Annotated in this window: 11 protein-coding genes; 4 read left to right on the top strand and 7 right to left on the bottom strand. The window is 71.8% G+C overall.

All coding sequences use genetic code 11. The annotated features are described in order from the left end of the window. Positions 1-121: 121 nt before the first annotated feature. From ABT154_RS24265 to ABT154_RS24235, 7 genes are all read right to left on the bottom strand, one after another. Positions 122-1,204 carry a Rieske 2Fe-2S domain-containing protein gene (locus ABT154_RS24265; RefSeq protein WP_351858956.1) on the bottom strand — a complete coding sequence of 361 codons (1,083 nt, stop codon included), beginning with the start codon at positions 1,202-1,204 and terminating at the stop codon, positions 122-124. Further along, positions 1,201-2,256 (bottom strand): MDR family NADP-dependent oxidoreductase, encoded by a 1,056-nt coding sequence (locus tag ABT154_RS24260; RefSeq protein WP_351858954.1) that lies wholly within the window; start codon positions 2,254-2,256, stop codon positions 1,201-1,203. The genes ABT154_RS24265 and ABT154_RS24260 overlap by 4 nt, the downstream gene beginning before the upstream one ends. Beyond that, the gene (locus ABT154_RS24255) at positions 2,253-3,896 is read right to left on the bottom strand and encodes a phytoene desaturase family protein (RefSeq protein WP_351858999.1); all 1,644 of its coding nucleotides are present in this window, start codon (positions 3,894-3,896) and stop codon (positions 2,253-2,255) included. Before ABT154_RS24255 ends, ABT154_RS24260 begins: the two co-directional genes overlap by 4 nt. 11 nt (positions 3,897-3,907) lie before the next feature. Then, positions 3,908-5,593: a phytoene desaturase family protein gene (locus ABT154_RS24250; protein WP_351858953.1), complete on the bottom strand. Its 1,686-nt coding sequence runs from the start codon at positions 5,591-5,593 to the stop codon at positions 3,908-3,910. Continuing rightward, complete coding sequence (locus ABT154_RS24245; protein WP_351858952.1) at positions 5,580-14,924, bottom strand: non-ribosomal peptide synthetase/type I polyketide synthase; 9,345 nt, start codon at positions 14,922-14,924, stop codon at positions 5,580-5,582. The genes ABT154_RS24250 and ABT154_RS24245 overlap by 14 nt, the downstream gene beginning before the upstream one ends. 78 nt (positions 14,925-15,002) lie before the next feature. Further along, a complete protein-coding gene (locus ABT154_RS24240) occupies positions 15,003-15,923 on the bottom strand; it encodes a sterol desaturase family protein (protein WP_502969575.1) in 921 nt (306 codons plus the stop codon). A 500-nt stretch (positions 15,924-16,423) separates the two neighbouring features. After that, positions 16,424-17,641: an MFS transporter gene (locus tag ABT154_RS24235; RefSeq protein WP_351858950.1), complete on the bottom strand. Its 1,218-nt coding sequence runs from the start codon at positions 17,639-17,641 to the stop codon at positions 16,424-16,426. Between the two features lie 386 nt (positions 17,642-18,027). Between ABT154_RS24235 and ABT154_RS24230 the strand changes: the two genes are divergently transcribed. The 4 genes from ABT154_RS24230 (at position 18,028) to ABT154_RS24215 (ending at position 21,070) form a co-directional block, all read left to right on the top strand. Beyond that, positions 18,028-18,546 (top strand): hypothetical protein, encoded by a 519-nt coding sequence (locus ABT154_RS24230; protein ID WP_351858948.1) that lies wholly within the window; start codon positions 18,028-18,030, stop codon positions 18,544-18,546. Positions 18,547-18,688: 142 nt separating this feature from the next. Continuing rightward, positions 18,689-19,030: a PadR family transcriptional regulator gene (locus ABT154_RS24225; protein WP_351858946.1), complete on the top strand. Its 342-nt coding sequence runs from the start codon at positions 18,689-18,691 to the stop codon at positions 19,028-19,030. After that, entirely contained in the window at positions 19,027-19,986 is a 960-nt protein-coding gene (locus ABT154_RS24220) for a hypothetical protein (protein WP_351858944.1), read from the top strand. Before ABT154_RS24225 ends, ABT154_RS24220 begins: the two co-directional genes overlap by 4 nt. Before the next feature lie 127 nt (positions 19,987-20,113). After that, entirely contained in the window at positions 20,114-21,070 is a 957-nt protein-coding gene (locus ABT154_RS24215) for a phosphatase PAP2 family protein (protein WP_351858942.1), read from the top strand. The last annotated feature ends 192 nt before the right edge of the window (positions 21,071-21,262 follow it).

The following is a 21,262-nucleotide window of genomic DNA, read 5'->3' as shown; positions in this document are numbered from 1 at the left end:
GGGGCCGGAGCGCCCCGAGGTGGTGGACGCCCGGCCGGCGGTCACCGTCGCCGCGACCACCCTGACGACCAGCTCACTGGTCCGGGCCCCGACCGCCTTCGCCGACGCGCCCGATCACCCCTCAGGTCGTCCTGCTCCCCTCCGCCGGGCGGACCGACGACGGCACGTGTGCCCGCAGCGGGTCCGCCGGATAGAACTGGCGGGCCCAGTGCCGGAACGGGCCGATCGGACCGTCGCCCCGGGCCAGCCGGGGCGGGGACTGGTAGCGCTTGGTCGCCCACACCGGGAAGTCCTGGGCGACGAACTCGCAGTTTCCCCGGAACATCACCCCGGCCAGAAGGCGCGCCGCCGAGCGGCTCAGCCAGCGGGCCACCGGCGCCGGAAGCGCGCCAGGCTCGGCCAGGTCGAGCCAACTCGCCTGCCGGAGCTGGAACACCGCAGGCGTGATCATCGTGGCCGCGTACATGGCACAGGTGCGCACCCCGAACCTCGGGAGGGCGGTGCACACGTGGACGCGGCTGATGCCGCAACCCTCCAACGTCACCTCCAGAGGGCTCTCGCCCAGCAGCGGCACCCGCTCGCGGGAGCGGACCGACACCCGGAAGCTCCGTCCCTCGAACGCGGCGGGCTCGGCGACCTCGGACTCGCCCCAGCCGTGCAGGGGGGTGAAATGCCCGGTGTCCACCGCGTTCTCGACCACGTCCTGGCTGTGGCCCGCCATCTCCCACGTGGCGAGACGGGGGGCCCGCGAGCCGAGGGTGTGCCAGGCCGGGAGCTCCCAGTCCGGTGACCGCCCGTCATGGTGCCGCCAGACGAAGACGGCGTCGTTGACCTCGCACACCGGCAGCAGCGTCAGGTCGGACGACGGCGGCGGTGGCGTGCCGTACCCGGTACGCACACAGGAGCCGTCGGGGCCGAAGGCGAAGCGGTGGAAGGGGCAGAGCAGATCGTCCCCCTCCACCGAGCCGAGTCCGAGGTGGGCCCCCAGGTGCGGACAGTACGGGCGGACCGCCCGGACACCGCCGTCCCGCAGCCGGTAGAGCACCACGTCCTCGCCCTGGAGCGGCCGGGTCAGCACGGTGCCCGGCACCAGTTCCGAGGAGAAGGCCACCGCGAACCAGCCGTCGGGGTACGGCAGGCTCGGCGCGTGTGCGTCGGCCGGGCTCGGGCCCTCGGTGAAGGACCGGGTGTACCCGCGGTTCACAGCTCGACCAGCACCTTGCCGAAGGACCCGGCCCGGTCGGTGTACAGGCTGCGGTAGGCGGCCGGGATGCTGTCGAAGCCCCGGTGCACGGTCTGCTGGTAGCGGACCTCCCCGCCGCGGACCAGCGGGCCGAGGTCGGCGTGCAGGGCGGCCCAGTTCTCGTCGGTGAACCACTCCAGCGCGAAGATCCCCCGGATCGTGGTGCGGGGGAACATGATGTACGGCAGCAGGCGCGGACCGGACCACTCGCCGCCGACCTGGCTGGCCCACTGCCAGCAGACCGCGACCTGGCCGTCCACGTTGAGCATGGGGAACACGGTGTCGGTGATGACCCCGCCGAGGTTGTCGAAGTACTTGTCGACCCCGCCGGGGGCCGCCTTGGCGAGGTCCTCGCGCAGTTGGGCGGCGTCCCCGCCGTGCCGGAAGGCGACCACCGCGTCGAAGCCGAGCGCGGTCAGCCGGGCCGCCTTCTCCGGCGAACCGGTGGTGCCGACCACCCGCGCCCCGGCACGCTTGGCCAACTGGCCGACCAGCGTGCCGATCGCGCCGGACGCGCCGCTGATCACCAGCGTGTCGTCGGGCCGGATGGTCATGAACCTGTTGAGGGTGCCCCAGGCGGTCATGCCCGCACCGCCCAGGACGCCGAGCGCGGTGCTCAGCGGCAGCGCGTCGTCGTAGTGGGCGGGGTCCAGCCGGCGGTAGCCGGGGAAGACCATCGGGAAGGTCCCGGTCTGCCACAGCGCGGGGGCACCGTTGCTGACCAGGTGCGTCCGCCAGCCACCGAAGCCCTGGACCAGGTCACCGACGGCGAACCTGGCACGCGGCCCGGCCGCCAGCACCTCCATGACCGAGTCGGCGCCCATGTGGTCGCCGACCGGCGTGTCCAGGGCGATGCCCTGGAGGTACGGGTCGACGGAGACGTACCGGGTGCGCAGGAGCATCTCGTCCTCGGCCAGCTCGGTGTCGAGGTCCTCCACCACCTTCACGTACATCCGGTCCACGTCCGGGACACCGTCGTTGTGCTCGCTGACGATCCACTTCTCGGTCTTCAAGGGGTTGCTCCTGCCGGGTCGATGAGTTGGACGGGAAGGGGGGCGCTGTGGTCGACGGTGGCGGTGAACGGCCGGCCGTCGTCGCGGCAGACGAACTGCATGACGTGCCGTCCGGACGCGGCAGCCCTGATCAGGCCGCCGGTGGTGGCCCAGACACCGGAGAGGTAGAAGTCGGCGAGGCCGGGCAGACCCGGCCCGTGGCGCTTGACCTCCTGCTCCACGGTCTCGCCGCTCGTCACGAAGGGCTGCCAGCCGAGCACCGTGCCGTCGTAGTTGCCGGTGTAGCGGACCTGGGTGAGGGGGGTCGAGACGTCCCGCACCGCGATGGCGTCCCGCAGGCCCGGGTGGCGCTCTTCGAGGAAGTCGGTGATCGCGTCCCGCACCTGCCGCTTGGCCCGCTGGTACGCGCGCCCACGGCCGACCGGCAGGGTGTGCAGCTCCTCGCCCCGGCGCAGCCGCGTGGCCTGTTCCGGGCCGGTGCTCAGCTCCCGCCAGGGCGCGATGTCGCAGAAGTACGTGGCGTACACGACCGAGGTGCCCGGGGGCGACAGCTCGGGGTAGTGGCGGCTGCGGAACTGGACGTTGATGCTGGGGTGGCGGATCCCGGTGAGCCGGGCCGCGAAGGCCTCGTCCAGCAGGTGCGTGGTGCAGGGCTCGCCCTCCGGGAAGGCGCGGCGCAGCCCGAGGAAGACGGTGAGGTAGCCGGGGAAGACCATGTCCGGCTCGGTGATGGTCCTGGTGTAGAGCTCGCGGTACGTGTCGGTGAGGTACCGGCCCTTGAGCAGCTCCATGAGGGTGGTGCGGCCGTCGCAGGCGGAGACCACGATGTCGGCCCTGAGCTCGGTCCCGTCGCTGAGCCGGACGCCGGCCGCCCGGTCCTCCTCGACCAGGATCTCCACCACCTTGGCGTTGTACGTGACCTCTCCGCCGAGTCCCCGGTAGCGCTGCTCGACCGAACGGGCCAGGCCGAGCGAGCCGCCCTCGGGCACGCCGGCGGACTGGCCGGCGTGCGCGGCGAGCTGGAAGTAGAACGGCAGGACCGGGAAGTTGGGGTGCCTCTCGTACAGGATGAAGTTGAACGCCTCCCGCAGCAGCGGGTCCTGGAACCGCTGGGAGTAGTCCCGCATCAGGACGGTGATGGAGCGTCGGATCACGTTGAAGTACGGGATGAGCGAGGCCAGCATCCGCCACCGTTCCAGCCGGCCCATCAGCCCGACCGGGGTGAGGAAGGGGTAACGGGCCAGGGCGCGCCGGAAGGTGCGCAGCCCGGCGCAGAAGTCCCTGATCGGGCGGGCGTCGGCGGGCGAGAGGGCGAGCAGATGGGCTTCCAGGCGGTCCGGGTCGGAGTAGAAGTGGACCGCCCGGCCGTCCCGGCCGCGCACGGTGTTGAAGACGTCGAAGTTGCGCATCCGCTTGCCCTGGAGGGCGCCGAGCTCCAGCCAGATCTGGTGCATCTCGTTGCCGGGGCCGCTGCCGAGCAGCCAGCTGACGCAGCAGTCGAGGGTGAAGTCGCCCCGGTCCCAGGCGGTGCAGGAACCACCGGGGATCTCGTGCATCTCCAGCACCCTGCTGCGGTAACCGTTCATCTGGGCGTAGCAGCCGGTGGACAGGCCGCCGAGACCACCGCCGACGATCAGCATGGTCCTTCTGGTCATTCGGCCACCTCCGCCTTCCGGGCAGTCCGTCGTGGTTCGAGTTGCGGCAGTCGGCCCAGCTTCCCGGGATGCCAGGGTTCGGTCCCCTCGCTCGGCCAGGCCCGGAACTCCTGGCCGAGCTCGGCGCAGAGGTACTGGACGGCGTACCGCCCGCTGGTGGCCGCCCGGATCAGGCCGCCCATGCCGGTCCACTGCCCGGCCATCGAGAATCCGCTCAGGCCCGGCAGCCGCATCCGGTCCCGGTTGACCAGCGCGGTCGACACGTCGTCGGCCTCGGAGAACGCCTTCCACGCCAGGATGCTCCCGTAGGTGTTGCCGGTGTAGCGCTCCGTGGTGGCCGGGGTGGCCACGTCGACGAGCTCGATCCGCTCGTCGATGCCCGGGTGCCGTTCGGCCAGGAACCGGCGGAGGAAGTCGACGACCTGCTGTTTGCGTGCCCGGTACGCCCGCCGGTCGGCACCGCGCAGCTCCTGCCAGGACCGGTGGTCCGTGAAGTAGGTGCAGTGCAGCACCGACTTCCCCTCCGGCGCGAAGCCGGTGCTGTACCCCGAACGCTGCTGGACCACCAGGCTGTGCTGCAGGCTGCCCGGCAGAGCGGCGCCCTGCTCCGCGTCGAGCAGGTAGGTGGTGCTGTGCGGCTCACCGGCGGGCAGGGGGCCGTCCAGGCCGACGAACGCGGAGACCACCGCCGGGTACAGGTTGTCCGGAGTGTCCAGCAGCTCGCCGTAGAGGCGGTCGGTACGCGGGCTGGTCCACCGCCCGTCAAGCAGCCGGTCCAGAACCGTCGGGCCGTCGCAGGCGGCGATCACATGGTCGGCGAAGTGCTCCTGCCCGTCGCGGAGCCGTACGCCGACGGCGCGCCCATCCTCGACGAGGATGCGTTCCACCCGGGAGCGGTAGCCGACGTGCCCGCCGAGGCCGGTGTAGCGCTCCTCGACCGAGCGGGCCAGCCCGAGCGAACCGCCTTCCGGGAAGCCCGCGTTGCCGTTGTACGCGCAGGACATGGTGAAGAGGTAGGGGAGCAGCGGGAAGCCGGTGAGTTCCTGCAGGAACATGTTCGGGAAGGCCCGGCGCAGCAGCGGGTCCTCGAAGCGGTCCGCGAAGCGGCGCATGGGGGTGGCCGCGGTGCGCCAGTACAGACGGAACGCGGGCAGGATGCCGAGCAGCGTCCCGGCCTTCTCCGCCGCCGACTTCAGCGGCGGCGGCTTCAGCTCCCAGCGTGGGTCGAGGGCGGCGAAGCGCCGGAGGTCCCGGCAGAACGAGCGGATCAGCCGGGCGTCGGCGGGCGAGACCTCCAGCAGGTGGCGCTGGAGCCGGTCGGGGTCGTTGTAGAAGGTGACGGATCTGCCGTGCTCGTCGACGACCCGGTTGAACTGGTCGAACGAGGTGATCCGCTTGCCGTCCAGCGCCCCGAGCTCGCGCCAGACGTCGTTCGCCCCGGTGCCGGGCGCGGTGCCGATCAGCCAGTCGATGCAGTAGTCGAAGAGGTAGCCCTGCCGGGCCCAGGCGGTACAGCAGCCGCCGGGCAGGACGTGCTTCTCGAAGACGCGGCTCTCCAGCCCGCTCATCTGCGCGTAGCAGCCGGCGGCCAGGCCCGACATGCCCGCGCCGATGATGATGACGCGCGGCCGTCCGCCGGGGGGCCGGGCGCTCCACCGGGGGCCGGTGTCACGCGCCGCCATGCGGGGCACCCCCCGCCAGCAGGGTGCGGGCCAGCTCGGCGTTGCGGTCGAGGAACGTGCCGTCGAGCATCTCGGCGTGCCGCCCGTGGCCCTGGAGCAGCGTGCAGCCGCCGGTGGAGGCGCTGTGCCAGCTGCCGGGCTCGCCCGCCGCGAAGTGGCGCATCTTGTCCTGGTCGGAGATCACCACGATCGGGGCCCGGAGCACACCCAGGGCGGGATGCGCACCGCAGTGGGCGAGGTACTCCCGGGCCTGTTCGAGGGTCTCCCGGGCGACGATCTCGGACCCGGTGTGCCGGTGCAGGTGCCCGGCCAGCTCCTGCTCGAACTCGGACAGGTGCTCCTCTCCGAGGGTGACGGCCTCGGTGATCCGGTACGAGTCCATGATGACCACGGTGCTCACCGTCCGGCCCCGCCGCTCCAGCTCCTCGGCGATCTCGAAGGCGAGGTTGCCGCCGAGCGAGTAGCCGAACAGGGTGTACGGCCCGTCCGGGTGCAGCTCCTCGGCCAGATCCGCGTAGCGGGCGGCCTTGTCCGTGCCGGAGAGGTAGTTGAACGCGGCGAAGCGGTGGTCGGGGATCAGGGCCGCGAGCTGCCGGTAGACCAGCCCGTGGCCACCCGCCGGTGGCAGGCAGAAGACCGTCCCGGTCCGGTCCACGCCGGGGTTGAACCACAGGTACGGCTCGGCGCCGGGGAGCCGTCCGGTGACGACGTCCTCCAGGGTGCGGGCCATGCCGTGCAGGGTGCTGGTCCGGAACAGCCGGCCGACCGGGACGGCGGCGTTGAACTCGGTCCGGAGGTGGTGGATCAGCTCGATCAGCTTGATCGAGCTGCCGCCCGCCTCGAAGAAGTCGTCCCGCAGACCGGGCTGTCCGAGCCCGAGCAGGGCCTGCCAGTGCGCGGCCATCCGCTGCTCGTAGAGCGTCACCGGTGGCTCGTGCCGGTCCGGTCCGGCCTCGGCGCGGGGTTCCGGAAGCGCGGCGAGGTCGACCTTGCCGTTCGCGGTGAGCGGCAGGGCCGGCAGTTCGGTGAAGTGCGCGGGGATCAGGTATGTGGGCAGCTGCTCCGCGAGGTGGCGGCGCAGCTCCCGTGCGTCGAGCCCGGCGCCCTCCGCGGGTACGCAGTAGGCACACAGCAGGTTCTCGCCGCTCTCGTCCCGCCGCACCGTGACGCACACCTGGGCGAGCTCGGGGCGGCCGGCCAGCCGGGCCTCGATCTCGCCGGTCTCGATCCGGTGGCCGCGGACCTTGACCTGGCCGTCGGCCCGGCCGAGGAGGTGCAGCACACCGTCGGTGTCCCAGTGACCGAGGTCACCCGTCCGGTACAGCCGCACGGGTTCGAGGTCCGGGGTGAGGGTGACGAACCGTTCGGCCGTCCGCTCCGGTTCGCCGAGATACCCGGTGGCGACCCCGGCGCCGCCGATCCACAACTCGCCCGCCACGCCCGGCGGTACGGGTTCGCCGTGCCGGTCGAGGACGTACACCTCGCTGTTGGGCAGCGGCCGGCCGATCGGCACCATCCGGCCCGCCTCCAGGTGCCCGGCCGGACCCTCGAAGCAGGCGCTGTCGATGGTCCCCTCGGTGAGACCGTAGGAGTTCACCACCCGCGTCGCCGGACCGCAGACGGCGATGAGCCGCTGGTGTTCGCCCGCCTTCCACGCGTCCGAGCCGACGATCAGCAGCCTCATGAAGTCCAGGCTCAGCCCCTCCCGCTCGCAGTACGCCAGCAGGCCGCGCGCCACGGACGGGACGAACTCGCCGCAGTCGACGCCCTCGGACCGCATGGTCCGGTACAGCCGCGCGGTGTCGAACAGCAGGTCGCGGTCGACCAGGACCAGGGTGCCGCCGGAGCACAGGGCCCGGACCACGTCTCCGGTGAAGACGTCGAAGGAGACGCCCGCCATCTGCAGGTGGACCCGGGCCTCGGTGTCCAGCCGGTACTCCGACTGCCAGGCCGCGAACACCGAGGCGAGGTTGCGGTGGCTGACCTGGACGGCCTTGGGGCGGCCGGTGGAACCGGAGGTGTGGATCACGTACGCGGCCTGGTCGAGGCCCACGGCGGGCTCCGGCCGGGTGTCGGCCGCGGGCCGGTCCAGCTCGTCGAGGGTCACCGGCCTGCCGGGCAGCCGGGACACACCGTCCGGGAGCTGATCGGTCACGACGAGCCGGGCACCGGCGTGGGTCATCAGCTCGGCCAGCCGCTCGGCCGGGTGGTCCGGATCCAGCGGCAGGTACGCGCCACCGGCCCGGAGCACCGCCACCAGGGCGATCACCAGCTCCGGGGACTTGGCCAGGCACAGCGCCACCACCGTCCCCTCGCCGACGCCGAGTTCGCGCAGCGAGGCCGCCATGCGCCGGGAGCGGTGCTCCAGCTCCCGGTAGCCCAGACGCCGCCCGCCGGGCACGGACACGGCGACCGCCTCCGGGTACTGGGCGGCGATCTTGCCGATCAGTTCGTGCACCGGGACGTCGTGGTCGATCCTCCGGGCGCCGCCGCTGAACTCCGTGAGGATCCGCTCCCGTTCCCCGGCGCCGAGCATCGGCAGCCGGCCGGCCGGGCGCTCGGCCGGTGCGCGGGTGAGCCCGTCGAGGAGGTTGCGGTAGTGCCCGGCCATCCGCCGGACCGTCTCCGCGTCGAACAGGTCGGTGTTGTACTTGAGGACGCAGTGGAAGCGGCCGTCCGAACGGTCCTCGTAGGCGGACAGGGTGACATCGAACTGGCCCTCCTCCTCGGGGAGTTCGATGTACTTCAGTTCATAGCCGAAGCGTTCCGTGGCCACCTTGTGGGTGAGCAGGATGAACATCGCCTGGAAGACCGCCGAGCGGCTCGGGTCGTGCTGCAGTCCCAGCTGCTCGACCAGCAGCACGAAGGGGTACTCCTGGTTGTCCAGCCCGCCGAGGACGGTGTCACGCACCCGTGACAGCAGTTCGGGCACCGTCGGCTCGCCGGTCAGGCTGACGTGGAGGGGCAGCGGATTGACGAAGTAGCCGTAGACGGAGGCGAACTCCTCCTCGGTACGGCCGGTGACGGGGCTGCCGACCACGATCTCGTCCTGCCCCGACCACCGGTGCAGCAGCAGGTAGTACGCGGTCAGCAGCACCACGTACACGGTGACGTTGTGCTCGCGGGCCAGCGCGTGCACCCGGGCGCTCAGCTCCTCGTCCAGCCGGAAGAACTCGGAGGCGCCGTTGTCGGTCTGCACCGGCGGGCGCGGCCGGTCGGTGGGCAGGTCGAGAACCGGCACCTCCTCCGGCAGATGACCGCGCCAGTAGTCCAGCATCCGCCGCGCCTCCGGCCCGGCGAGGAAGCGGTTCTGCCGGTTGAGGAAGTCGAGATAGCGGGCCGGCACCGCGGCGAGCTCCACGGGCCGGCCCGTACGCAGCCCGTGGTAGACCTCGAACAGCTCCTCGATGAACGTGAAGGTGGAGATCGCGTCCGAGACGATGTGGTGGACGGCCTTCATGATGACCCAGCGGTCCGGCCCACGCCGGAACAGCCGCAGCCGGACCAGGGGATCGCGCTCCAGGTCGTACGGCCTGCGGTACTCCCCGACCAGCAGCGCGCGGATCTCCTCCCAGGGCCGGCCCTCGACGTCGAACAGGCCGGTGTCGGCGCGGACGTCGCTCCGGATGCGCTGCACGGGCCGGCCCGACTCGGTGGTGATGCTCGCCCGCAGGCTCGGGTGCCGCCCGATCAGGGTGCGGAACGCCTCGAACAGCAGCTCCGGGTCCAGTTCGGCGCGGACTTCCACCGCGCCGCCGATGTTGTAGGCGAAGCCGTCCGGGTTGAGCTGCCGCAGGAACCACAGGGCCTGCTGGTTGTGGGTGAGCGGGTGACAGCGCTCGTCGGTGAACAGCTCCACCGCCGTCTCCTGCGGCGCCCCGTCGGCCGACACCAGCTCGGCCAGTCCTTCGAGGAGCCGGTCGGTCAGTTCACCGACCGGCCCGTTGCTGAGCAGGGCCACCACCGGCAGGGAGACACCCAGCTCGGTGTGGACCCGGGCCCTCAGCTCCATCGCGAGCAGCGAGTCGAGACCGAGCGAGCCGAGCCGGCTGTCCGCGTCGATCAGCTCAGGCCCCACCCGGAGCACGCCCGCGGCCAGCGCGGCGAAGCGCTCGGCGACCAGCCGCGCGCGAGCCGTCGGGTCGGAGCCGCGGAAGGTGTCGAGCAGACTGCCGCCCTGCCCGGCGGGGGTGGCCCGCGCGGCGGCGGACGCGAGGCCGGATACCAGCCGCGGCGGCGTGGGGTACCAGGAGAGGAACACCGGCCAGTCCACCACGGTGGCGACAAGCAGCTGGGCCCGGTCCTGCCCGATCACCCGCTCCAGGACCGCCATCCCGGTGTCCGGGGCGAGCGAGCTCATCCCCCGGGCGTCCCGGTAGTGGGCGACCAGCCCGAGTTCCTCGATCATGCCGGTGGCCCAGGGCCCCCAGTCCAGGCTGAGCGCGGGCAGGCCCCGCGCGCGACGGTGGTGGGCGAGCGCGTCCAGGAAGGCGTTGCCGGCGGCGTAGTTGACCTGGCCGGCCGTGGTCAGCAGCGAAGCGACCGAGGCGAACAGGACGAAGTGCTCCACCGGCTCCTCCCGCAGCAGCCGGTGCAGGAGGTACCCGCCGTGCACCTTCGGCCCGTAGCCGGCGTCGAAGGCCGCCCGGTCCAGCGACGGCAGCAGGACGTCCCGTACCTGCCCGGCGAGGTGGAACACGCCCCGTACCGGAGGAAGTCCGCCGCTCCTCCGCTCGGCCAGCCAGCGTTCCATCGCCTCCTGGTCGGTCACGTCGACCGCCGCGACCAGCACCTCGGCACCCAGGGCCTCGAGCTCGCGAAGGAAGGCGACCCGCTGCCCGTCGGGGCTCCGCGGATCGAGCCCGTGCCACGCGCCGCGCTCGGGCACGGCGGTACGGCCGAGCAGGATCAGGCGCCGGGCCCCGCGCCGCACCAGGGTGCGGCAGAGCAGCCGCCCGAGCGCCCCGAACGCGCCCGTGACCAGGTAGCTGCCGTCCGTACGCAGCCGCAGGGGCAGCGGGCGGGTGAGACCGGCGGGCGGACGCAGCCGGCTGACGTGGCGGCGGGCGCCACGCAGAGCGATCTCGTCCTCGCCGTCGTCGGCCGCCAGCTCGCGCAGCAGGGCTTCGACTTCCGCCGCCGACTGGGCGGACGGATTCGCGGCCGGTCCTGCGGCCGGATCGAGATCGATCAACTTACCCGCATGGGAGATGAGTTCCTGCTGCCACAGGACCCGGCCGATGCCCCAGGCGGATGCGCCGAACGGCTCCACCGGATCGCCCGGCCGCACGGCCTGGGTGCCCCGGGTGACGATGTGCAGCCGTCCGTCCGGTCGGGCCCCGGGCAGCACCTGGGCGAGCGGGACGAGTGAGAAGGCGCCGATGGTGCCGATCTCGGCGAGATCCCCGGCGGCGACGGCGTCGAGCGCCGGCAGGTCGAGGTTCCACAGATGGACCACGGTCCGGACGGACGGGTCGAGATCCGCGAACAGGCTCCGCAGATCGGCGGCCGAGTCCGGCCGGACGGTCGCGTACGGTTCGCCGGGCCGGTAGGCGCGGCCGGGACGTACGAGCAGGCACTGCCCGCCACGGGCCCGCACCAGATCGGCCAGCCGGTCGGCGAGGCCGCCCGCGTCGGCGAACAGCAGCAGGTCGGGAGCCCGCGTACCCGACGGGCCGACGGGCGCCTCCCCTCCGGACCCCTCCGGTTCGGGCTCCTCCGACGTCAGTTCCTCCCAGCCGACCTCGGCCAGCCAGCCGTCGATGGTGCTCAGCTTCACCGCGGAGGCCACGCGATCCACCGCCGCCGCGCGGAAGCCGGTGATCCTGCCGAGCGGGGTTCCGTCCTCGGCGTACAGGGCGAGGTCGCCGATCAGCTCCTCGCCGTTCTCCTCGGTGACGGTGGCGTGTGCCCACAGCGGCCGGTCCCCGACCGGTTCCAGGCGCACCCCCTCGATCCCGACGGGCAGGCGGATGCCACCGGAACGCCCGCCGTCCGGCGACAGCGCGGTCAGCATGGTCTGGAAGCAGGCGTCAAGCAGCACCGGATGCGCGTGGCAGCCCGCCGCGTCGGCGCCGATCTCCGGGGTGGGGCGGATCAGGGCCAGCGCCTCGCCGGGCCCGGTCCACACCTCGTCGATGGCCTGGAAGGCCGGGCCGTAGTGATAGCCGAGCGCCGCCAGTTCTCCGTAGCACTCGGCCCTGTCGAGACGGCGCTCACCGCGGGCTCGGACGGACTCGGCGTCCAGCGGTTCCGCGACCCGGCACGGCTGGCCGGTGCGTACGACTCCGCTCGCGTGCACCGTGGGGTCCGCGGCTCCGGCTCCGGAGTCCGCGGGGGAGGCGATGGTGAACCTGGCCCCCTCCGGGGAGAAGGAGAGCTGGACGGTGGCGGACTCGCCCTCGGGCAGGAACAGGGCCCGGGAGAACTCCACGTCGGCCAGGGTCGCGAGATCGCCGCCGGTCATCGCGCGCACCGCTTGGGCGGCCATCTCCAGGTAACCGGCGGCCGGGAAGACCGTACTGCCCTCGATCCGGTGGTCGGCCAGGTACGGCAGGCGCTCGGTGTCCAGCCGGCTCTCCCAGGTCGGCAGGAGCGAGGCGGTACGGCGGCCGAGCAGGGGGTGGTCGAGCAGGCCGAGGCGGATCTGCTCCACCGGACGGGGCTCGACCCAGTACCGGTCGCGCTGCCACGGGTAGCGGGGCAGCGGCACGGGCCGCCCCTCGGGCTGGAGCACCGTCCAGTCGACCTCGACGCCCAGGGTGTGGAGTTCGGCCAGGGAGCGGGCGAACCGCTCGGGTTCGTCCTCCCGGCGGCGGATCGAGGGCAGGGTCAGCCCGTCCGCGGCCCGGGCGTCCAGACACTCCCGGATCGAGTGGCCGAGGACGGGGTGGGGGCCGAGCTCCAGGAACAGGGTGTGGCCGTCGTCGACGAGCCGGTCGATCGCGGAGCGGAACCGCACGGGCTGCCGGACGTTCTCCCACCAGTAGGCGGCGTCCAGTTCGGGTCCGAGCGCGCGTCCGTCCCGGGCCGTCAGGTACAGCGGTAGCCTCGCCGGCCGCGGTTGGATCCCGGCCAGCGCCTCGTGCAGCTCGTCTCGGATCGGGTCCATCCGCACGCTGTGGTAAGGCACTTCGACGTCGAGGAACCGGGTGAAGACCTGATCCCGCCCCAGCCGGTCGGCGAGCTCGCGGAGGGTGTCCACGTCCCCGGAGAGCGTCACCGAGGCCGGGCTGTTGACGGCGGCCACCGACACCCGGTCCCGGTACGGGCGGACGAGCCGTTCGGCCTCCTCCTCGGGCAGGTTCGCCGCCAGCATGGCGCCCGTGCCGGCGAGCCGGTGCTGGAGGCTGCTGCGTCCCAGCGCCACCCGGACCGCGTCCTCCAGCCCGTACACCCCGGCCTGGTGGAAGGCCGCGATCTCGCCGGTGCTGTGTCCCACCACCGCGTCGGGCCGTACCCCATAGTGCTCCCAGAGTGCCGCGAGACCCGTCTGGACGGCGAAGTTGGCCGGCTGGGCGAGCCAGGTCTCGGCCATCCGGGACTCCGACTCGGGCCTGGTCAGTTCGTCGAGCAGCGACCAGCCTGCCTGGCGGCGGATCTCCCGGTCGCAGCGCTCCACAGCCTCCCGGTAGACCGGCTCCGCGTCGAGCAGTTGGCGTCCCATGCCCCACCACTGCGGCCCCATGCCGGTGAACACCCAGACCAGCCGCCGCTGCCCGGCGTCCCGCCGGCGGCCCCGTACCGCCCGGGGGTGCGGCTCACCGCGCTCGCAGGCGGCCAGCGCCTCGTCCAGGGACTCGCGGGAGGAGTGGACGATCGCCAGCTGCTCCTCGAACCGCTGGCGGCGGTGCGCGAGCGTGTGCCCGAGGTCCGTGAGCGACACCCCCGTGGCGAGTTCCCGACGGATGCCGCCCGCGAGTTCCGCGAGCCCGGCCGCGTGGCGGGCACTCAGCGGAAGCACGGAGAGGGGCGGCGCCTGGCCAGCCGCACTCCGCTCACCTTGCCGGACCGGTGGCGCCTCCTCCAGCAGGACGTGTGCGTTGGTGCCGCCGAAGCCGAAGGAGTTGACGCCCGCCCGGGCGGGACCTTCGTGCTCCGGCCAGTCGACCGCCGCGGTCGGGATCTCGAACGGCAGTGTGCCGAAGTCGATGGCGGGGCTGGGGCGTTCCAGGTTGAGGTGCGGCGGGATGCGGCGGTGCCGGAGGGCGAGCGCCGTCTTGATCAGTCCGGCCACTCCGGCCGCGGACTCCGTGTGCCCGATGTTGGTCTTGACCGAGCCGACATAGCAGCGGGCCCCCGGCGCCCGGCCGATCGCCAGCACCCGGCCGAGTGCCTCGGCCTCGATCGGGTCGCCGACGGGCGTCGACGTGCCGTGCGCCTCGACGTACTGGAGGCTGCCGGGTGCGACCCCCGCCTCGGCGCACACCCGCTGGATCAGCGTGGCCTGGGCGTCCGCGCTGGGCACGGTGATGCCGTTGGTGCGCCCGTCCTGGTTGACGCCGCTGCCGATCACCACCGCGTGGACGGGGTCGCCGTCGCGCAGGGCGTCCGACAGGCGCTTGAGGGCCACCACGCCGACGCCCTCGGCTCGTACGTAGCCGTCGGCGGAGGCGTCGAAGGCACGCGAGCGCCCGTCGGGGGAGAGGAAGCCGCCCTTGGTCTCGGCGATCGTGTACTGCGGCGCCAGGTGCAGCAGGGTGCCTCCGGCCAGGGCCAGTTCGCTCTCGCCGCGCAGCAGGCTCTGACAGGCCAGGTGGACCGCGACCAGGGAGGAACTGCACGCCGTGTCGATCGAGAGGCTGGGGCCGCGGAGGTCGAGGCAGTGCGAGATGCGGTTCGACACCATCGTCATCATGGTGCCGGTGGCGGTGTGAGCGGCCAGCGTCTCGAAGCCGAGGTCGGCGAACTGCAGGATCTTGTAGTCCAGGGTGAAGGCGCCGATGAACACCCCGACGTCCCGTCCGGCCAGCTCGCCCGGCTTCTGTCCGCCGTCCTCCAGCGCCTCCCAGGACACCTCCAGCAGCTTCCGCTGCTGAGGGTCCATGTGCTCCGCCTCGCGCGGGCTGATGCCGAAGAAGTGGGGGTCGAACTCGTCGAAGCCGTCGATGTAGCCGCCCCGGCCACCGATGAGCCGGCCCGGCTTGGCCCTGTCACGGCTGCCGAGCGTGGTGGTGTCGTACCGGTCCGCCGGGGTGGGGACGAGGCAGTCCCGCCCCTCGATCAGGTTCCGCCAGAAGGCCCGGTGGTCACCCGCGTGTCCGGGGAGACGGCAGCCGATGCCGATGATGGCGACCTTGTCACGGAAGGCGGCGTTGGGTGAGTCGGTCATGGTCCAATCCGGAAGTGATGGCGCCTCGGTACGGGCCAGGCGAGGGTCGGTTTCGGGCGACGCCCGTACGGCACGGGGCTACGCGGTGCGAGTCGGGCGGCGCCAGGGATGCAGCAGCCCGGCGAGGACCGCCCCGGTCTCCGGGAACGCGGTCGGATCCTGGACGCCCACCACGGCAGGCTCACGGTCAGGCCGCCAGGTGAAGCTGCCGAAGAGGCGGTCCCAGACCGACAGGTCGACGCCGTAGTGGCCGGCCTCGTCGATGTCGGCGCTGTGATGCAGCCGATGCTGTTCGGGGCTGGCCAGGACGTGGTTGAACGGCCCGAGACGGACATCCACATTCGCGTGCACGAAATAGCCTTGAACGATGGTGAAGAGTGCCACCGCGAAGAGACAGTCGGGAGAGAACCCCAGCAATCCGAGACTCAATTGGACGGCACCCTGTTTGAACGCGACATCCAGCACGTGATTGACGCCGTTGTTGGCGACATTGACCTTCCGTGGAACATGGTGAATTCCATGGACCTTCCACAGCCACCGATTGGAGTGCGCGAATCGGTGCGCCAGGTAGCCGGCGAGGGAGGAGGCCAGCAGGGCCACGGGCACCTGCTCCCACAACGCGAGCCCCAGCCCCCCTCCCGGAGCCGCCGCGACGACGACCGCGACGACGGCCTGAGCGAGCACGGCTCCCGCCATGGTGAACACGAAGTAGGCCGCGTACCAGCAGAGTTCTCGCACGCTGGGGTGCCAGTCGGAGCGATGGGGGATCAGCCTTTCCAGTACCGCGAGATAGAGAATGGCACCGACCAGGAAGAACTGGACGGCCTTCCCGCGGTCCCAGCCGTAGCGCAGCGTCGAGGCGAAGAGCCAGGCCGCGGAGAGGGCCAGGATCGGATAGGCGACATGCCGGAGCACCTCGCGCGAGGAAGCTGCGATGGCCCACGATTTCGCCGAAGGTGACCCCGTCTCGGGTCGGTTTTCCATGCGGAGAATCTCCATCACGTCCGAATGAGGGACAGAACACTAGCAGCGGCCGAGAGGGCCTGTTCATTGCTCAGTGATGCTTTTTGGCCAGCCCGCGGCGAGCGCCATCGAACGGTGATTGATAGGAAGAAGTGCTTTACGTCGGAGAGCGCCGGCATATTCGGGATGACGATGCAGGCGGGCCGGTCCGTCGGCAGCAACGATTCAGCGCCGCTGTGAAGCGCCCATGGCCACCGGCCGTCACCACCGGAACTCCCCGGCCGATGCGCGCCGGGCCGCCGGACCACCTTCGACCGCCACCGGCGCGCGACGGCGCGGGGGAGAACAGGGGAGTGCCTCCGAAAAGAGAAACGCCCGAAAACGCAGTCTCGGCGCAGCCGGAGGAGGACATCGCCTCACACGGCGCCGAGCCGTACCTCCAGCAGGTATCCCGTCGGTGATGCCGCACGCCGCAAGGTCACGACGGACGTCGGCACGCCGTCACCGAGGGGATGCCTGTACCTGACACGGTGTGGCTATGAAGCCTTGGGCCAGGTGATCCTTCCCGCCCGGTGGAACCCGAACACCCCCACGGCCAGGACGGCTGCCAGTCCTCCCAGCACAAGGACCGTGGAGGGCGAGGAGTGGTCGAGGACGGCTCCTCCGACCAGGGCTCCGATGGAGATGGTCGCCTGGAAGGAGGCGGTGAAGAGGACCGAGGACGCCTCGGGGGAGTCGGGCGACGCCTTGGCGAACAAGGTCTGCGAGCAGACAGGCACGGCTCCGTACGCGACGCCCCAGACGATCAGCAGCGCCACCGCTCCGGCGTCCGACCGGCCGAGGACCGGGAGGAGCAGGGTCGCACCGGCGATGAACGCGGCGGCTGCGGCGAACGTCGCTCGTGGACAGCGCCCCGCGGTTGATCCGCCGAGGAAGTTCCCGGCGATTCCCGCTGCTCCGTAGACGAGTAGAAAGACCGTGACGAGAGCCGGGCTCGCATGGGTCACCTGTTCCAGAAAGGGGGTGACGTACGTGTACGTGCCGAAGTGAGCGAGCACGACGAGGAAGGTCACCATCAGGGCGAAGCGGGTGTTGACGCTCCGGAGCGTGCCGCCGAGGACGTCGAGGCGCGTCGTCTGGGCGGAGGGGAGCGGCGGGACGACCAGGAGCAGCAGGGTGAGGACGGCCAGTGTGAAGCCGCCCATGACCAGGAACGCCGTCCGCCAGCCGGCGATGTCACCGATGAGCGTGCCCAGCGGTACCCCGAGGACGGAGCCGAGCGGTACCGCGGAGAAGATCACCGAGGTCGCCCGCCCCGTGTACTCGGCGGGCACCAACTGGCCGGCGATCCCGGCACCGATGGACCAGAAGCCGCCGATGGTGACCCCCACGATGACGCGGGAGATCAGGACCAGCCAGTAGTCCGGCGCGAGGGCGGCCAGGAAATTGGCCAGCGCCAACAAGAGGATGAACACACCCAGCATGACCCGCCGATCGAAACGGCCTGTGGCCACCGTGACCAAGGGGGCCGACATCGCGGCCAGGAATCCCGGCATGGTCATCATGAGACCAGCCATTCCGTCCGAGACGGCGAAACCGGATCCGATCGAGGTCAGCAGGCCGATCGGCAGAATCTCGGTGGTGACGATCGAGAAGATCCCGAGCATCACCGAGATCACCGCCAGCCAGGAAACGAAGGGCGAGCGATCCGGCGTGGCGGGAGCGTGGACAGAAGCGGTGGTTGCTGTGGACATGAATCCCGTCCCGAGTCGGCCGTCACATGCAAAGCGTGACCACCAGTCCAGCAGGAACGGGCACCGATCTCTGGCGGATTCCCGACGCCGCAGTCACCCCTCACCGGTGAGGCCAGGGCCTCCCGGCCGCGCATCGGCGATGCTGTGACAGCTACGCGCAGGGGGCCGCCGGACTCGGGTGGGCTCCAGGGGGCCGGCTGGGGCGGTAGCCCCCTCGTCGTCACGTTCGGCTGTCCGCATTCCTCACGGTGTGTGGCGAACCCTCGCCAAGGGCCTTTGAAAGGATGTCGTGGTGGACAGGGTGGCCTTGCTCCTCGAATGAGGTGCAGAGCCGACGCTTGGAGAAGACCTTGAAGCGTGTTCCGTTCCGTCGATCCGCAGGACTGATGGTCGCCGCCCTGGCCCTGATGGCAGGTCCCGTCCTGTCCGCCCACGCCTCGGCCGCGATCGCCCGGACCGATCAGCAGACCTACTCCGCGCAGGCGCGCGCCGCCGGCCTCACCGACGAGCAGGCCGGGCAGCTCCAGCGGCGGGTCGACGCCGTTCTCGCCCAGGATCCGCAGGCCCGCCAGACCTCGGCGAACACCCTCGCCATCCCCGGCGGCACCGCCACGGTCCCGGCACCCGGGCAGCCCGAATCCCGCGACCTGGCAGCCTCCAGCGCGCCCCGGGCCTGCAACGACGGCCACCTGTGCATCACGGACGGGCGCGGCGTCAACTACGACTACTACCGGTGCGGGTACTACGACTTCAACGGCATCGGCGACGGAACCTTCAACAACAACCAGACCTCCGGCACCCGTGCCCGTTTCTACAACAACGACGGCAGCGAACGCTGGTCCCACGTGGCCAAGGGCTCGGGCACCGCGTCCTGGACCCCCGTCTACCACATCCGTCCCTGCTGATCCCCCGTCCCAGCCCCCGCCCCGCCCTCCCTGAGGGCGGGGCGGGCGCCCATCCGGCAGCCTCGCCCGCGCTCGGTGCACACCGCACCCGGAGGGAGGGCCGACTGCCGATATACTTCGTGGCCCGATATATGCTCGGTCCATGACACGACAGAGCCCGTCCCTGACGGAACCGCAGTACTTCATCCTCGCCGCGCTCATGGACGGGCCGCTGCACGGCTACGGCATCATCAAGGCCGCCGAGCAGGCGACCGACGGGCGGCTCCGGATCGCCGTCGGCACGCTCTACGGCGCTCTGGACCGTATGGAGCGGGCCGGGCTGGTGGTCCCCGGTGACGAGGAGATCGTGGACGGGCGGGCTCGGCGCTACTACCGGATCACCGAGGACGGCACCCAGGCGCTCGGCCGGGAGGCGCTGCGGATGCGGCAGGCCGCGGCCGTCGTCCTCGGGCGCACCCGGGACGTCGGGGTGGCCCCGGCATGAACCGCCTGCTGCTCGCCGCCTACCCCGAGCCCTACCGCTCCCGGCAGGGGAAGGAGTTGCTGGACTGCCTCTCCGACGCGTACCCCGGCCGTTCCTGGCCCCCGCCGAGGGAGGTCGTCGCCGTGGTGCGTGCCGGGGCGCAGGCCCGCGCCCGCGCCGTCGTGGACGACGCGGCCCGGCCGTGGTGGCTGGACGGCATCCACCTCACCGCTCTCGTACTCGCGGCGCTGGCCCTCGTGCCGTACCTCCAGGACGTGTGGCACTGGGCCCTGCGCATCGATCCCGGCCGGCACGCCATCGCCTTCGACTTCTCCGGCTGGTACCCGTGGGCCCAAGGTCCCGACACCCGGACACGGCTCCTGCCCTACGGGCTGCTTCCGCTGGTCTGCCTGGTCGCGCTGCTGCGCGGCAAGGCGTGGATCGCCCTGCCGGCCGCGGCAGCGATGATCTTCGCGGGTGCCACGTACAGCAGTAGTACGTTCTTCGGCGACGAAGGCAAGGTGGGCCTCGGCTACTACGGTCTCGGCGCCCCGATCACCGCTCGGGACCTCATGCTCTCCGGGGCACTGTGCGCCGCGTGCGCCGTGCTGACGGCCTGCCGTCCCGGTCGGCTGCGGCGTCACTCGTACCGTCGGCTGCTTCCCGTCGTACTGGCCATGTTCGTGGCCGGGTCCCTCCACGTCATCTCCGTCAGTCCGGCCTTCCAACGCGGCCTGTTCGCGCTCGAGGTCGCCGCGCTGATCGGAGCGTGGGTGGCGACGGCCGCCACCGGTGACCGTCGGTGGCTGATTCCCGTCGCCGCGTTCGCCTTCATCCGTACCCAGGCGATCGTCGCCCAGCCGAACGGGTTCATGGAGTCCCTGCCGGACCTCGTCGTTCTCGTCCTTCTCGTCGCTCCCCTCCCGGTCCTGGCGATCACCGCCCAACGCCGGCAGAGCAGGGTGCTCCTCGGATAGGAGCGGAGACCCGGTGGGCCGACCGGGCCGACTCACCCCTGCCGGACCCGCCGGCCCACCTCACGCCCGAACCCGCGCCCGAAGCGGCGCGTGACTGTGCTGCCCGCCCACGAAGACAGAGAAGACGATGACTCGGCAAGATCCCTCGACCACCCTGTCCACGGGCCCGAACCCCGGCCGGACCCCCGATGAGACGACCGGAGCGGTACGGGAGCCCGGCCCCGGACCCCGCCCCGCCCGGACGCCAGGCCTCCGGATCTCCGCGCCGCTCTGCCTCCTGGCGTTCCTGGCGCTCTACCTGCTCGCCGTCTGCACCCCGGTCGGACAACGTGCGGAGAACGCCCTGCTCAGCGGAGAGGGCGCCGAACCGGCGTGGATATACGGCTGGTCCGGCGCCGCCTACCAGTCAGCGGCCCTGCCGCCCCTGGAGCACACCGCGATGCCCACCCTGCTCGTGGGCATCGCGGTGATCGTGGCCGTCACCGTGGTGCGGAGGCGCTGGTGGCAGGGGCTCGCGGCGCTCGGGATCGTCATCGGCACGGTCGGATCCAAGGAACTGGCCAGGCTGGTCCTGCCCCGCCCCGATCTGGTGGACGCGCATGTCTCGCTCACCGAGGCCAGCTTCCCCAGTGGGCACGTGGCCGTCCCCGCCGGGCTCGCCCTCGCCGCCACCCTCATCGCCTCCCCCCGCGTCCGCCCGTACGTGACCGCGGTCGGCATGCTGTGGCTCGCCGTTACCGCCGGCGCCGTCCAGGCCACCTACCACCACCGGCCCAGCGACGTACTGGGCTCCACGCTCCTTGCATGCGCCTGCTACGCCCTCGCGACCCGGTTCCTGCGTACCCCCGACGCACCGGGTGTCCCCCGGCACCCCCGTGTGCTGCCGGCGGTCGCCCTGTCGCTGGCCGCGGCGGGCGCGCTCGTCGCCGGAGCGCGGGACGACTCCGTCACCCAGTCGCTGGTCTTCGCGGCGGCGGCCTTCCTGTGCGCCGGCCTTTTCTGGCTCATCACAGCGCCAGGGCGGCACGCACACCACGGACACGGCGCACGGACCTCGCGCGGTACCCACTCCGTACCGAGCTGATCACCTGCCCCGCCCGGTGTGCGAGTGCGGTCTGGCGTATTCCAGCCAACTCTGCTGCCTGTCATGGGATTTGGCGTGAGGTCCTGCTAATTTCGGCCCCAGTCTGACGGAGTCGGGGGGACTCATGGGACGGGAACGGGGCATACGCGCGTACGCGCGGTCGTGCACGGATTGCGGTAGGTGCGGCATCAG

This window comes from Streptomyces sp. NPDC001728 (assembly GCF_040297565.1).
GTDB lineage: Bacteria > Actinomycetota > Actinomycetes > Streptomycetales > Streptomycetaceae > Streptomyces.
The sequence above is the reverse complement of the archived record's forward strand: the minus strand, read 5'-3'. Positions and strand labels throughout refer to the sequence as shown.

What these genes read in the sequence shown, in the direction of transcription:
- ABT154_RS24255 (WP_351858999.1), bottom strand. Translation starts at nt 3,896, where the DNA reads ATGCTGATCGTCGGCGGTGGTCTCGGCGGCCTGTCCACCGGCTGCTAC.
- ABT154_RS24250 (WP_351858953.1), bottom strand. Translation starts at nt 5,593, where the DNA reads ATGGCGGCGCGTGACACCGGCCCCCGGTGGAGCGCCCGGCCCCCCGGC.
- ABT154_RS24245 (WP_351858952.1), bottom strand. Translation starts at nt 14,924, where the DNA reads ATGACCGACTCACCCAACGCCGCCTTCCGTGACAAGGTCGCCATCATC.
- ABT154_RS24240 (WP_502969575.1), bottom strand. Translation starts at nt 15,923, where the DNA reads ATGGAGATTCTCCGCATGGAAAACCGACCCGAGACGGGGTCACCTTCG.
- ABT154_RS24235 (WP_351858950.1), bottom strand. Translation starts at nt 17,641, where the DNA reads ATGTCCACAGCAACCACCGCTTCTGTCCACGCTCCCGCCACGCCGGAT.
- ABT154_RS24230 (WP_351858948.1), top strand. Translation starts at nt 18,028, where the DNA reads ATGGTCGCCGCCCTGGCCCTGATGGCAGGTCCCGTCCTGTCCGCCCAC.
- ABT154_RS24225 (WP_351858946.1), top strand. Translation starts at nt 18,689, where the DNA reads ATGACACGACAGAGCCCGTCCCTGACGGAACCGCAGTACTTCATCCTC.
- ABT154_RS24220 (WP_351858944.1), top strand. Translation starts at nt 19,027, where the DNA reads ATGAACCGCCTGCTGCTCGCCGCCTACCCCGAGCCCTACCGCTCCCGG.
- ABT154_RS24215 (WP_351858942.1), top strand. Translation starts at nt 20,114, where the DNA reads ATGACTCGGCAAGATCCCTCGACCACCCTGTCCACGGGCCCGAACCCC.